At 40.2% G+C, this 13291-nt stretch carries 15 protein-coding genes; 9 read left to right on the top strand and 6 right to left on the bottom strand.

Translation table 11 applies throughout. The annotated features are described in order from the left end of the window. Nucleotides 1-33: 33 nt before the first annotated feature. Nucleotides 34-2460: a phenylalanine--tRNA ligase subunit beta gene (pheT, locus tag ACFEL9_RS19750; protein ID WP_385893843.1), complete on the top strand. Its 2427-nt coding sequence runs from the start codon at nt 34-36 to the stop codon at nt 2458-2460. Between the two features lie 36 nt (nt 2461-2496). Beyond that, nucleotides 2497-2784 carry a coiled-coil domain-containing protein gene (locus tag ACFEL9_RS19755; protein ID WP_385893845.1) on the top strand — a complete coding sequence of 96 codons (288 nt, stop codon included), beginning with the start codon at nt 2497-2499 and terminating at the stop codon, nt 2782-2784. A 1-nt stretch (nt 2785) separates the two neighbouring features. On the opposite strand, the gene ACFEL9_RS19760 is transcribed toward ACFEL9_RS19755, so the two are convergent. After that, entirely contained in the window at nt 2786-3040 is a 255-nt protein-coding gene (locus ACFEL9_RS19760) for a hypothetical protein (RefSeq protein ID WP_385893847.1), read from the bottom strand. 101 nt (nt 3041-3141) lie between these two features. Here ACFEL9_RS19760 and ACFEL9_RS19765 point away from each other — a divergent pair, with 101 nt between their 5' ends. Next, the gene (locus tag ACFEL9_RS19765) at nt 3142-3429 is read left to right on the top strand and encodes a cell division protein ZapA (RefSeq protein ID WP_385893848.1); all 288 of its coding nucleotides are present in this window, start codon (nt 3142-3144) and stop codon (nt 3427-3429) included. A gap of 20 nt (nt 3430-3449) precedes the next feature. Here the strand turns inward: ACFEL9_RS19765 and ACFEL9_RS19770 are convergent, their stop codons facing one another. Then, nucleotides 3450-3869: a hypothetical protein gene (locus ACFEL9_RS19770; protein ID WP_385893850.1), complete on the bottom strand. Its 420-nt coding sequence runs from the start codon at nt 3867-3869 to the stop codon at nt 3450-3452. A 276-nt stretch (nt 3870-4145) separates the two neighbouring features. Here ACFEL9_RS19770 and rny point away from each other — a divergent pair, with 276 nt between their 5' ends. The 6 genes from rny (at nt 4146) to ACFEL9_RS19800 (ending at nt 9855) form a co-directional block, all read left to right on the top strand. Continuing rightward, a complete protein-coding gene (gene rny / locus ACFEL9_RS19775; protein WP_385893852.1) occupies nt 4146-5711 on the top strand; it encodes a ribonuclease Y in 1566 nt (521 codons plus the stop codon). A 163-nt stretch (nt 5712-5874) separates the two neighbouring features. Next, nucleotides 5875-6240, top strand: coding sequence for a 50S ribosomal protein L19 (rplS, locus tag ACFEL9_RS19780; RefSeq protein WP_276501072.1), 366 nt, complete (start codon nt 5875-5877; stop codon nt 6238-6240). Between the two features lie 133 nt (nt 6241-6373). Beyond that, nucleotides 6374-6577 carry a Sec-independent protein translocase subunit TatA/TatB gene (locus tag ACFEL9_RS19785; protein ID WP_385893854.1) on the top strand — a complete coding sequence of 68 codons (204 nt, stop codon included), beginning with the start codon at nt 6374-6376 and terminating at the stop codon, nt 6575-6577. 58 nt (nt 6578-6635) lie between these two features. Further along, nucleotides 6636-8060, top strand: a complete 1425-nt coding sequence (gene gatA, locus ACFEL9_RS19790) for an Asp-tRNA(Asn)/Glu-tRNA(Gln) amidotransferase subunit GatA (RefSeq protein WP_385893856.1) — start codon at nt 6636-6638, stop codon at nt 8058-8060. Between the two features lie 91 nt (nt 8061-8151). Further along, a complete protein-coding gene (locus ACFEL9_RS19795) occupies nt 8152-9228 on the top strand; it encodes a lytic transglycosylase domain-containing protein (RefSeq protein WP_385893857.1) in 1077 nt (358 codons plus the stop codon). Nucleotides 9229-9351: 123 nt separating this feature from the next. After that, nucleotides 9352-9855, top strand: coding sequence for a lipocalin family protein (locus ACFEL9_RS19800; protein WP_385893858.1), 504 nt, complete (start codon nt 9352-9354; stop codon nt 9853-9855). Between the two features lie 70 nt (nt 9856-9925). Here ACFEL9_RS19800 and ACFEL9_RS19805 read toward each other — a convergent pair whose 3' ends face one another. From ACFEL9_RS19805 to ACFEL9_RS19820, 4 genes are all read right to left on the bottom strand, one after another. Further along, entirely contained in the window at nt 9926-10558 is a 633-nt protein-coding gene (locus ACFEL9_RS19805) for a porin family protein (RefSeq protein ID WP_385893860.1), read from the bottom strand. 47 nt (nt 10559-10605) lie between these two features. Next, nucleotides 10606-11277, bottom strand: coding sequence for a YiaD family glycine zipper/OmpA-like lipoprotein (locus ACFEL9_RS19810; protein ID WP_385893862.1), 672 nt, complete (start codon nt 11275-11277; stop codon nt 10606-10608). Nucleotides 11278-11522: 245 nt separating this feature from the next. Then, nucleotides 11523-12752, bottom strand: coding sequence for an anthranilate synthase component I family protein (locus tag ACFEL9_RS19815; RefSeq protein ID WP_385893864.1), 1230 nt, complete (start codon nt 12750-12752; stop codon nt 11523-11525). Nucleotides 12753-12837: 85 nt separating this feature from the next. Continuing rightward, nucleotides 12838-13284 carry a hypothetical protein gene (locus tag ACFEL9_RS19820; protein WP_385893866.1) on the bottom strand — a complete coding sequence of 149 codons (447 nt, stop codon included), beginning with the start codon at nt 13282-13284 and terminating at the stop codon, nt 12838-12840. Between the last annotated feature and the right edge of the window lie 7 nt (nt 13285-13291).

The following is a 13291-nucleotide window of genomic DNA, read 5'->3' on the forward strand; positions in this document are numbered from 1 at the left end:
TATCTTCGCAGCCAAATAAAGACGTAGCAGACAATGACGATTTCTTATAAATGGCTCAGTGAATATTTACCTGTGACAATTGAACCCGAAAGATTAAGCCGAATACTTACTTCGATAGGATTGGAAGTAGAGAGTATGGGAAAATATGAGGAGGCAAAAGGCGGGCTCAAAGGCCTGGTGATTGGTGAGGTGTTGACTACTGAAAAACATCCCAATGCCGATAAACTTACACTAACTACAGTGAATATTGGCAGTACAGCACCCTTACAAATAGTTTGTGGTGCACCTAATGTAGCTGCCGGACAAAAAGTAGTCGTAGCGCCGGTTGGCACCACCATTTATCCAATCAACGGTGAACCTTTAACCATGAAGGTGGCAAAGATCCGCAGTGTAGAAAGCTATGGTATGATCTGCGCCGAAGATGAAATCGGACTGGGCACTTCACATGCAGGCATTTTGGTTTTGCCGGCCGGGGCAAAAGTAGGCACTACTGCTGCCGACTATTTTAAGCCTTATGAGGACTGGATCTATGAAATAGGTTTAACTCCCAACCGCATGGATGCCATGAGTCATTGGGGCGTTGCGAGGGATGTTTGTGCTTACCTGAATCACCATGATAAAAAAGCGATTAAACCCAAATTGCCAACCAGCAATAGCTTTAAATCGGACAACCATTCACTTCCTATCGGGGTAAAAGTGGAAAACGTTTTGTCCTGTCCGCGATATTCTGGTGTGACCATTTCTAATGTAACCATTGAAACTTCGCCAACCTGGTTGCAGCAAAAATTAAAAGCTATTGGTTTACGACCCATCAATAATATAGTTGACATTACGAATTATATACAGCATGAAACCGGCCAACCGTTACATGCTTTTGATGCAGATACCATCAGCGGTAAAAAAGTGATCGTTAAAAACCTGGCTGAAGGAACAACATTTGTAACGCTGGATGAAAAGGAAAGAAAACTAAGCGCTGAAGATTTGATGATCTGTAACGACAAAGAAGGAATGTGTATTGCCGGTGTATTTGGTGGCCTGCACAGTGGAGTAACAGATTCTACCAAAAATATCTTCCTGGAAAGTGCCTGCTTCGATGCAGTATCCATCCGCAAAACATCCTTCCGCCATGGATTAAGAACGGATGCCGCAAGTCGCTTTGAGAAAGGAACAGATATTTCAGCAACTGTAACGGTTTTAAAAAGAGCAGCCCTCCTCATCAAAGAAATTTGTGGCGGAGAAATATCATCCGATATAATTGATGTGTATCCTCAACAAAAGGAAAAAACACAGGTGGCAATAAAATATCATTACCTGAAAAAACTGAGCGGTAAAAACTATCATCCGGATACTATTAAAGATATCTTAACCAGCCTGGGGTTTGAAATTGTAAAAGAAGGAATCGATGAGTTGAGAGTCGCTGTTCCCTATCACAAGCCTGATATCAGCCTTCCTGCAGATTTGGTAGAAGAGATTTTGCGTATCGATGGCCTGGATAATGTAACCATCCCTGATTCGATCACCATTACGCCTGCTGTTGAAGAAAATTATGCAACAGAAGTGTACAAGGAAAAAACAGCTGATTACCTGGTAGGCCTGGGCTTTTACGAGATCATGACTAACTCTATCACTAATTCGGCCTATTTCAGTGAGGAGGAACTGGCTTCATCGGTAAAAATGCTGAATAACCTAAGTGCAGAGTTAAATATCCTTCGCCCTTCAATGCTGGAAACAGGATTAGAAGCAATTGCCCATAATCTCAACCGGAAAAACAATGACCTGCGCTTTTTTGAATTTGGCAAAACGTATTCAACAAGCGGCTCTGCCCAGTACAAGGAGCCGGAGCATCTTTGTTTTTATATCACGGGGAAAAACAGTGAGGATAGCTGGAGAAGCAAATCAACCAACTCAGACTTTTATGTATTAAAAGGTGTTGTCGCAAAAGTTTTGCAACTGTTGGGCATCACCGTTGATTCATTCGAAGCGTTGCAACACCCAAAATTTGAAACCGGCCTGCAGGGAATGATCAAAGGAGTAGTGGTCTTGCAGATAGCTATTGTACACAAAAAAGTATTGAACCGTTTTGACATTAAACAGCCGGTATTTTTTGCCGATTTGAACTGGAATGTTTTGTCAAAAATTGCAACCGCCACAAAGCCTTCTTTTAACCAAATTCCAAAATTCCAGGCCGTGCAAAGAGACCTGGCTATGATCGTTCCATCACAATTGGCTTATGAAGAGGTAGAGAAAACGGTCCAGAAGATAAAACTGAACAAACTGCAAGGTTTGAAATTGTTTGATATTTTTGAAAGTGAAAAATTAGGTGCCGGGAAAAAATCATTGGCAATTAATTTCACGTTTTTGGATGAAGAAAAAACATTGACTGACAAGGAGATCGACGGATGGATGAATAAAATCATGACGGCTTTAGAAAAAGATTTACAGGCGGAGATCAGGAAGTAATAGCAATTATTTTATTAACTTTTAATAAAAATAATAGTGAATACAACGGAACAACATCTCAGGCGTATACAGGATAAAGTGCAGCAATTGGTAAAGCAACATTCCGTTTTACAAAAGGAAAACCAGTCGCTGAAAGAAGAGTTGGATTTGGTAAAGAAAGAAGCGTCAGAAGTAAGGGAAAATTCGAATACGCTCAAACAGCAGGTAGAAATATTGCGATACAGCAATGGGGAAATGGGTGAGGAAGATAAAAAGCAATTCGAAAAAAGAATTAATGGATATCTCAAGGAGATTGACAGGTGTATTACTATGCTGAGTCGTTAGTTCAAACTCTTTTAACCAGGTTCAGCTTCATTTCTTCTTTTCCGTGCACCAATTCAAGTGTGTATTGGCCATAAGGCAAATCATTTAAGCCTGACCAGCTGATTTGCTTTTGATCCTGTGAAATATTTCTCTCTAATATGCCACATATACTCCCTTTATCATCTTTGAGGATACACTTGAAAAAGCTGTCTTTGTTGCTGATTAATTCGAATTGCAGAACATCAATAAAATTCGATGACCTAATTTTGGCAAACATGGGTTAAGTTTTGGTGTTTATTGTCTTCATGGAAGTGGCGGATTATTATATTCTTAAAAAAAGTTATCTAATATAGTCACAGTTTTTTAAAATAGCAAGCTATGGATCAATTAATTGCAGCCACCATCGTGATTGCCGACCGCAATTACCGGATAAAACTGAATCCCCAGGACGAGGAAGTAGTACGCCGCACGGTCAAAATCATCAATGATAAGATCATTGAATATAAAACGCAGTTTGCCGGGAAAGATATGCAGGATTATATAGCTATGGTATTGATCTGGCTGGCTACCGAGCAACAAACAGCAGGTTCAGCAAACATTCAGCAAGACGCCCTCACTGATAAGCTTAGCGCTATTGAACGACTATTGGATAGCCAGGTCGGATGAACAAGTTTGTTGGGTTGATTTTATTTCCTGGCCAGCTTAAATGTTTTGCTGGCAGTATTAGCCGGTTTACTTTTTGACTTCAATTCAATAGTTACGATGCCCACTTCATTCAGCACAATATTCGAAATCGTGACATTGATCGGAGAAGCTGTACCGCTGATATTTTGAGTAGATATAAGACTATTGTCAAACTCCTTTCTAAATGTAACTGTTCCCTCTACCCCTTTTTCGGGCATTTTTGATTTTATCAGCACTTTAAAGTCATAGCTGGATCCTAATGTTTTCGCTGTTTCAGCGCCGGGGTCAGGGTCTACTCCAATCGATAAGTTCTCTTCTGCCGGAGGGGTAGGTGGGTTGGGGTCACTACCTCCTTTTGAACAACTCAATATAAGTACCGCCAAAAAGGCAAACAAAACAGATTTTATTTTTGTAAAGAACATATCAAACTTAATGGATGTTTTTAGACTACAATTTTTCGAAGTGAAAATAGTGATAAATAAACTGAATCTCCAATTTCAGCATATTTTAATTCCCTGCTAACCATCTTCTTTTTCCGCTTTCAAGAATCCTAAAACGATAGCCGCTAAATGCTTGTAATTTCATGCATTAGTTTCCCTTTTGTATCTTCGCCTATTGCCTGTAAAAAAGCTATTAACTCAGCTCAACAACAGGTTCACTAAACCACTTGATTTTGGAATACATTAAACAAAATTTTCATGGACATCAATGTCATATCTTTTATAATTGGTATAGCCGCACTTATCGTTGGCATCATAGCAGGTAAATTCATTTTTGCTAAAAACACCCAGAAAAAAATAGAAGAAGCCGAATTACAATCAAAAAATTTATTAAAAGAAGCTGAACTAAGAGCCGAAACCATCAGAAAGGAAAAAGAACTGGAAGTAAAAGAAAAGTTTATTCAGTTAAAAGCGGCTCACGATAAAGAAGTAAATGATCGCAACCGCAAAATCAACGAAGGCGAGAACCGCATCCGTCAAAAAGAGCAGTCGATCAGTCAAAAAGAAATCAATCTTGACAAACAGGTAAAGGAAAACGAAGCCATTAAAGATAACCTGAACCGCCAGATCGACCTGGTCAATATCAAAAGAAGCGAACTGGAAAAGCATCAGGAAGAACACATTCGCCGGTTGGAGAAAATTGCCGGGCTTTCGGCAGAAGAAGCCAAAACGCAATTGGTAGAAAGTCTAAAAAATGAGGCTCATACGCAGGCTTTGGCCATGCAGCAGGAAATTATTGATGAAGCCAAACAAAAAGCCAATAAAGAAGCCCGAAAAATTATTATTCAAACCATACAACGAACTGCCGCAGAACAGGCAATTGAAAACTCAATTACTGTTTTCAACCTGGAAAGTGACGAAATCAAAGGACAGATCATTGGTCGTGAGGGACGAAATATTCGTGCCCTTGAAGCAGCAACTGGCGTTGACCTGATTGTGGATGATACTCCTGAAGCTATTATTCTTTCAAGCTTTGATCCACTCCGCCGCGAAATAGCCCGTCTGAGCCTACAAAGATTGGTGGCCGACGGCCGGATTCACCCTGCACGGATTGAAGAAGTGGTTGAAAAAACCCGCAAACAGATTGAAGAGCAGGTAATGGAAATCGGGGAAAGAACGGTGATTGAATTAGGTATTCACGGTCTTCATAAAGAGCTGGTTAGAATGGTGGGCCGGATGCGCTTCCGTTCTTCCTATGGCCAAAACTTGTTGATGCACAGCCGTGAAACAGCCAATTTATGTGCTACCATGGCTGCCGAACTCGGACTGAATCCTAAACTCGCCAAACGTGCTGGTCTTTTACATGATATCGGAAAAGTGCCGGATGAGGAAAGTGAATTGAGCCATGCCTTGCTAGGAGCCAAACTCGCAGAAAAATACGGCGAAAACCCGGCTGTTGTAAATGCTATTGGGGCCCACCATGATGAAATGGAAATGCAATATGTGATCTCTCCCATTGTTCAGGCCTGCGATGCCATCAGCGGTGCAAGACCCGGCGCCAGGAGAGAGATTATGCAGCAATACCTGCAACGTATTAAAGACCTTGAAAACCTCGCCATGACCTATCCCGGTGTTGAAAAGGCCTATGCTATCCAGGCGGGACGTGAATTGAGAGTTATTGTTGAATCTGAAAAAGTTACGGATGGGGACTCTGACAAGCTTTCTTTTGAAATAGCCCAAAAGATTCAAACTGAAATGACTTTCCCGGGCCAGATAAAAGTGACGGTTATCCGGGAAAAAAGGGCCGTGAACATTGCCAGATAAACGACTAAGATACAAGACACAAACTTTCAAGGCACAGGAAAAGAACGATTCTGATCTTGTGCCTTGTTTTTTTCTTGTACCTTGTGCCTTTAAAATAAGATCGGTTCAAATTTGGTTAATCTATTGTTGACCGTTACCTTTGCCCTCCTTAAAAATAAGAGTCATGAACGCCATAGCATTTGTACATGAGCAGTTGAGCAGCAAGAAAGAATTTCCCGCTTTCAAGGCAGGTGATAATATTACCGTAAACTATAAGATCATCGAGGGTAACAAAGAACGTATTCAGTCTTTTAAAGGCGATGTGATCAAAAAACAAGGAAGCGGTTTCACAGCCAGCTTCACTGTACGTAAAATTTCTGATGGTGTAGGCGTTGAGAGGGTGTTTCCATTTTCTTCTCCCAATGTTGACTCCATTATTTTGAATAAAACAGGTGATGTGCGTCGTGCTAAGCTTTTCTATCAGCGTAAACGCAGTGGTAAAAGTGCCAGGATTCGTGAGAAACGCATGGCGACTGAAACAGCGAAATAAGTCATTAACATATTATAAAAATCCCCCTCTTCTATGGGGGATTTTTCGTTTTCACCACATCCTGTTGTAATTATTTATCGTTTGTATTTGGAGATACTATTTTCCTATCTTTGAAGTCTAATTTGTTATTATCATGATACATGCAGATCTGTTAGGAGTGTTAGGAACAAACGAAATCATCATCATCCTGATTATCGTTTTGCTGTTGTTTGGTGGCCGTAAAATTCCTGAATTAATGAGAGGACTGGGCAAAGGTGTTCGTGAATTCAATGATGCCAAAAGTAATGTGAAGAAAGAAATAGAAGAAAGCACTAATGATCTAAAAGCTTCTTCCTAAAGAATTTGATCTTCCTGCTTTATCTACCCTTACTTCATTGAAAAAAGAGTAACCACTTTTGTTTGAATTTTCTTCTATTGATCAATATCATTCCTCGTTAAAGGAAGGACAGGTTTCCTGTTTGCAGGCTGTTGAACATTACTTACAGCAAATAGATGCTACCCGGCATTTAAATGCTTTCGTTCATGTATTTGAACAGGAAGCGATCGAAAAAGCCAGGGCACTGGACGAACAAAGAAAAGCCGGCAAGCCAACAAAAAAATTACACGGCGTTGTTATCGGCATTAAAGATGTGATCGCTTATAAAGATCACCCACTGTCGGCCGCATCTACAATTTTAAAAGGGTTTACCTCCATCTACTCCGCCACAGCGATTGAAAAACTATTGGCAGAGGAAGCTATCATCATCGGCAGCCTCAACTGCGATGAATTTGCCATGGGCTCTACCAACGAGAACTCGGCGTATGGCAAAGTGTTAAACTTTCTCGACGAAACAAAAATTCCCGGCGGATCTTCAGGCGGATCAGCAGTGGCTGTACAGGCAGACCTCTGTATGCTCTCATTGGGCAGTGATACCGGCGGGTCAGTGCGGCAACCGGCGGATCTCTGTGGAATTATTGGTTTAAAACCTACCTACGGAAGAATATCCCGTTATGGCCTGATTGCTTATGCTTCATCTTTTGACCAAATCGGAATTTTTGGAAAGAACATACCGGACATCGCTCTTGCACTGGAAATAATGGCCGGAGCTGATGACTGCGATAGTACCGTTTCTCATCGACCCGTTGAAAGCTATTCAAAAAATTTAACCAGCGATAAAAAGTATCGAATTGCCTACTTTCCCGAGGCGCTTGACCACCCGAGCCTGGATACTGAGATTTCGGAACACATCAACGATCTGTTGGAGCAATTGAAAAATCAGGGACATGAGGTTAAAGCCGTTAAGTTTGACCTGCTGGACCACATTGTCCCGGCGTATTATGTCTTAACTACTGCTGAGGCTTCATCCAATCTGTCCCGCTACGATGGTGTTAAATTTGGCTACCGGGCTAACAAGCCTGGATCGGACCTTAATGAACTTTATAAAGAAACAAGGTCAACTGGCTTTGGCAAGGAGGTCAAACGACGAATCATGCTTGGCACCTTTGTATTAAGTGCTGGCTACTACGACGCTTACTTTACCAGGGCTCAAAAAGTTAGAAAATTGTTATTTAACCAAACTCAGTTGATCTTCAAGGAGTTTGACTTCATTTTCCTGCCCACAACGCCTTCTACAGCGTTTAAAATTGGGGAGAAAATGGACGACCCAATTGCCATGTACCTGGCTGATATCTATACCGTTATGGCTAATTTAGTGGGTATTCCGGCAATCTCCCTTCCTCTCTTCCGACACACAAATGGCATGCCTTTTGGCGTGCAAGTCATGTCCAATCGCTTTAATGAGTTAGCTTTGCTCCGCATCTCGAACGAGCTAATGCAATAAATGGACGAGTGATATAATCCTGCCGAAACCGTATTTGTGACTGAATTCCGCCTTGTTGCGGATGAGGCTGTAATCTAAATCGCTGTGATTGATGTTAAAACAACTTGGATTTATTTGTATTATCTGCATTGTCTCTATTGCCACTTCAGCCTTTGCCCGGAATGAAAACCGGTTAAATGTTACATTCCTCATTTCCGATACTGTTGATATTCAATTAAAAGATTCCCTGGCTACCGAAATTATTGCTGCAAGAAATCCAAAGGAAGATTTCAAAGATCTTTTTGTTACGTCAGCCACGTCAACCGGCGTTAGCGTTGAGCAGCTTAATCCTTTGGCGCTTAGTTTTGTTGAGGATTACATGGAAAAATTTGGCAAATCCATGGAAAAGATGAAAGGTTGGGGTAAGCCTTATTTTGACATGATGGATAATATCCTGGCAAAACACGGGCTGCCTGCAGAACTGAAATACCTCGCCGTAATAGAGTCAAATCTTAAATCAAATGCAAAATCATGGGCTGGTGCTGTTGGCCCCTGGCAATTGATGCCCGCCACTGCGAGAAACCTTGGCCTAAGAATCAACCGTAAAGTGGATGAGAGGAGAGATATTTATAAAAGTACGCATGCAGCTTCCCGATACTTGACTAACCTGTTCTCAATATATGGCGATTGGCTGTTGGTTATTGCCGCCTACAATGGGGGACCCGGAAATGTGAATTCGGCGATCAAAAGAAGTGGTAGTCGTGATTTTTGGAAATTGCAAAAATACCTGCCCGCAGAGTCAAGAAAGCATGTGAAAAAATTTATTGCAACGCATTATATCATGGAAGGTGAAGGTGGTATTACTACACTCACTAAAAAAGAAGCGGCCAATTTTTTATTGGCAAATAATACCACCCCGGTGAAAGTTGACCTGACTGGCTCGATTGCCCAAACAATCAATGGACGTTATAATGCTTCCGTGATTGTAAAACATATTGAAATGGACCTTGCTTCTTTCCAGAAGATCAATCCGGATTTTGATAACATGATTGCTTCAAACGGAAAGTATGAATTGCGGTTGCCATCTGAAAAAATGGATGTTTTCAGAACAAAGAAAAACGATATTCTGGCAGAATCTATCCAGCTTTTACTAAACCCTGATGCTGTATCTTCCTCAACACCACATTAATCTCAAAATTCTATAGTAAAAAACCGGTTTATCATGATAAACCGGTTTTTTATTTTCGCTGCCCAAATCAGGCACAATATTTCCTGTGTTAGTCAAGAATTATTTTTTATTAAAACAAGTCTTATGGTACAAAGCAAATTAAAATGGACAATTCCTTTTATGGCAGGTATAATTATTCTTTCTTCTTCCTGCTCTTCTTCCAAAAAAGCAGTGGCTACCGCCAGCCGGGATGATGTAAAGGGAACCTGGGTGTTAAATAATGTTACTTATGATGGACTGCCGCAGGGGCAAAATATTAAACTGACCTTACTGGATGAGGGAGATGAAAATTGCCTGAAGGGCAGCACCTGGGTTTTTCCAAATAATGGAAATGGGTCTTATACCATTTCTTCCGCTAATAACGGTTGCACACCAGGCGAAAGAAACATTGTTTGGTCGTACAGGATTGAAAATGGTCAAACGATATTACAATATAAAAGACTTCCCGGAGGTGTGAAAGCAAAAGACATTTCAGAAGGCTATAAGTTCAACATAATATCAGCCTCGGATGCAAACCTGTCCCTAAGATCGAACGTAAACTTTGAAGGAAGAACTATTTCGATCAATTACTCCTTTTCTAAAAAATAAAATTTCTACACTTAATAAAAAAGGTTGTCAACTGTGACAACCTTTTTTATTAGCATCAAATCCAACTAAATTAATTGAAGCGGTAGCCTAATGAAACGCCAAAACCGGTATTCTTCATTGTTGATTTGGAATCGCCCGTGGGGCGGTTGTTAATGTTAACCAATCCAAGACCAGCATTTAGTTGAAAAGATAACTTATTACTGAATTCATAACCAGCTAAAAGATTTGCTCCGGCATCAAATCTTTTCAACTCAGACGGTGCATCGCCAAATTCAATATCTGATTTGGAATCGCCAATTTTATTTTTGCCCCCAACAGCATAGGCTGCGTAAGGACCAAAACCAAGTAACATTCTTCCTTCACCTAATTCTGGCTTATATAAAAAGTTGACTGGCAACTCTATGTATGATATAGTTTTCTTCAAGTCGTCGCTTCCGCCTACCAACTCATATTTGGCTCCCTTGGTGGTGTAAAGTAAGCCTGGCTGCAGATAAAAATCTATACCGACAGGAATTTCAGCGTTAACGCCTGCATTAAAACCTGTAGTTAATTTTCCGTCCATCTTGTCTCCTTCAGCGTCCTTACCATTTAAATTTTGAAAATTTACGCCTGCACGGATACCAAAAGTTGTTTTTTGCTGTGCAAATATGCCGGTTGTTAACAATGAAGCAATTGCTACCGCGCAAATTTTTGTTGTTTTCATTAGTGTTGTTTTAGATTAAAAAATCATTTGGCCATTCTATCGTGTTATTAATTACCTGCTTCTTTTTTTGCATCACTCTTCATTTTTTCATTAGCAGTGATCAAAAATTCTACCCGGCGATTTTGCGCCCTGCCACTTTCTGTATCATTGCTGTATTTAGGCGTCGCCTCTCCAAAGCCTACTGTCTTTACTCTTTCCAAAGCAATACCATGATTGGTTAGGTAATTAGCGACAGTTGATGCCCTTCTTTCGGATAAACTTTGATTATACTTATCGGTTCCCGTATTATCGGTATGTCCCTGGATTTCCAGGTCTGTATCCGGATATTTATTCAAAATTTTGATTAAATCACCCAATGTCGATTCCGCTTTTGATGAAAGGCTTGATTGATCAAATCCAAATAATACGGCACTGCTGAATTCAACTACTATGCCTTCACCTACCCGTTCAACTTTTGCACCAGGCACTTCATTCTTGATTTCTTCTGCCTGCTTATCCATTTTTCTACCGATCACAGCACCTGTAACACCTCCAACTGTTGCACCAATAATGGCACCTAATGCAGTATTGCCGGCAGCTTTACCAATTACTGCACCTGCAGCGGCGCCACCTGCCGTTCCGATTACAGCTCCTTTCTGTGTTTTATTCATGTTCTTACAACCTGTGGCAAGTACGGCGAATGCCAAAGTAGCAGTTAGCCAATTTTTGATTTGTTTCATACTTTTCTATTTAATAATAACCCCATTATCCAAACATCATACCAATAGCTTTTATTAAGTAATTGTTGCCTGTATACTCAAATGAGTTTCACTTCTTTCAGGACTTAATGTCACAAGTGAAGATTAGTCAGCGTATTATTGCTTAGGTGATTCCCGTTTATGTATTTGTTTGTTCTAAATGGGAGTATTTGATCAAAGACAGAAAGGGGAATTAGTGGTAATTTTTTACACAGAGTAGGGCTATATTATTTTGTGTTAAAAATTTCTTTGATCGCAGATGCCTTCAATAAGCATTCCTCCCACTCTTTTTCTGCATCACTATAAAAAGTTATTCCTGATCCTGTTTGAAAAGAAAGATATCTATCCGAATTATTGTACATGATGCTTCTTATGACAACATTGAAATCGAAATCACCAGAAGGTGTTATATACCCAACAGCACCGGAAAAAATACCCCGCTTTGTTTTTTCATATAGCTCGATCAGTTCAATCACTTTTCTCTTTGGCGCTCCTGTCATTGATCCCATTGGAAATGTTGCCTTGAGAATATCCGTAAACGAAATATCATTTTTTAATTGACCAGTGATCGTTGAAATCATTTGGTGCACCTGTGGAAAGGAATAGATACCATACAATTCATCAACCTGCACTGAGCCTTCTTCACATATTTTGGAGAGATCATTACGCATCAAGTCAACGATCATTACATTTTCAGACCGGTCTTTTGCACTATTATAAAGTTTTTGTTTTGCTTTTATATCCTGTACTGAATTTTCCCTCACTCTTTGCGAAGTACCTTTTATCGGTTGCGTCAATATTTGGTTTCCCTGCTTTTTTAAAAAGCGTTCAGGACTGGCACATATCAGCCATTTGTCATCTAAGCGATATAAAGCGGAAAATGGATTAGGCGACACGTCGCTCAATCTTAAATAAGCTTCTGCCGGATTTATTTGAACGTTCTCAGCAAAAAACTCCTGGCAAAAATTTATTTCATAGCAATCGCCCCGCAAAATATGTTGTTGCAATCGCCTGATGATTGACAGGTATTCTTCCTTCCCGATCCGGCTGTTGACCTGAACTTTTTCCAGCCCCTTTGAAACGATTTCAGTGCTGTTTATTTGTGAAAAGATTAATTCCGGATCCTCCGCCCCGATGATTATTTCTTTTTCGCTAATCCGAATAAAAATAGATGGCTCGAAGAAAAAAGCTTCGGGGAAACGAATATGATCCGGATGGGAAGAGATACTTTTTGTCAGTACGTTTTTAAAATCATAATTGAGATGACCGAAAAGCCATTTTGCTTTTGATCCCTCAATAAAATTTTGAAGATCATTTAATGGATCTGGTGACAGCCCTGCATCAAATTTGTTTTTAACACCTGCCGCTGCCAGGCACTCTTCGGTGTGAGGCCGGATATGATACTGATGATTATCCAAAAAACAAAAAGTGTTGAACTGTTGTAACCAGTTCAACACTTTTTTCTTCAATAACCTGAAGTCCGTGATCTGAAATATAGAATTAGTCAGAATAGTTTACTTGATCAGATGAAACGAAATTCAATTAATAATCATCATCATCGTCGCTGAAATCATCAGTATCATTGAACATGTCCTTGAATTCATCATCTACCTTGAAATCGTCATCATCATCCAATCCTCCTTTTTTAGCCGGGCCGGTTACTTTTTTGCCTTTGGATTTTGGCACATCAAACTCAGCAAAATCAGGATCCCAGTTTTCCTCTTCCTCTACCTTATCCCAATCATCTTTTTCATCAATATCGTCGTCGTCATCATCATCGTCGTCATCATCATTTTTACCTTTTTTAGATGACGATGCCTTGCCACCTTTTTTTGATGTAGTTTCTTCCACCTCCTCTTCAAGCTCATCATCATCGTCTTCAACTTCTTTTTTCTTTGGTTTTGAAGACTCTTTCTTAGCTGATGCTTTAGACGAATCTGCAGGTGCTTTACCTGTAACTTTTTTTTCCTTATCGGATTTCGATGCCATAGTAAGC

This window comes from Terrimonas alba, from assembly GCF_042434975.1.
GTDB lineage: Bacteria > Bacteroidota > Bacteroidia > Chitinophagales > Chitinophagaceae > Terrimonas_B > Terrimonas_B alba.

Coding starts and splice junctions, on each gene's coding strand:
- pheT (WP_385893843.1), top strand. CDS start 34: ATGACGATTTCTTATAAATGGCTCAGTGAATATTTACCTGTGACAATT.
- ACFEL9_RS19760 (WP_385893847.1), bottom strand. CDS start 3,040: ATGTTTGCCAAAATTAGGTCATCGAATTTTATTGATGTTCTGCAATTC.
- ACFEL9_RS19765 (WP_385893848.1), top strand. CDS start 3,142: ATGGATCAATTAATTGCAGCCACCATCGTGATTGCCGACCGCAATTAC.
- ACFEL9_RS19770 (WP_385893850.1), bottom strand. CDS start 3,869: ATGTTCTTTACAAAAATAAAATCTGTTTTGTTTGCCTTTTTGGCGGTA.
- rny (WP_385893852.1), top strand. CDS start 4,146: ATGGACATCAATGTCATATCTTTTATAATTGGTATAGCCGCACTTATC.
- rplS (WP_276501072.1), top strand. CDS start 5,875: ATGAACGCCATAGCATTTGTACATGAGCAGTTGAGCAGCAAGAAAGAA.
- ACFEL9_RS19785 (WP_385893854.1), top strand. CDS start 6,374: ATGATACATGCAGATCTGTTAGGAGTGTTAGGAACAAACGAAATCATC.
- ACFEL9_RS19795 (WP_385893857.1), top strand. CDS start 8,152: ATGTTAAAACAACTTGGATTTATTTGTATTATCTGCATTGTCTCTATT.
- ACFEL9_RS19800 (WP_385893858.1), top strand. CDS start 9,352: ATGGTACAAAGCAAATTAAAATGGACAATTCCTTTTATGGCAGGTATA.
- ACFEL9_RS19805 (WP_385893860.1), bottom strand. CDS start 10,558: ATGAAAACAACAAAAATTTGCGCGGTAGCAATTGCTTCATTGTTAACA.
- ACFEL9_RS19810 (WP_385893862.1), bottom strand. CDS start 11,277: ATGAAACAAATCAAAAATTGGCTAACTGCTACTTTGGCATTCGCCGTA.
- ACFEL9_RS19820 (WP_385893866.1), bottom strand. CDS start 13,284: ATGGCATCGAAATCCGATAAGGAAAAAAAAGTTACAGGTAAAGCACCT.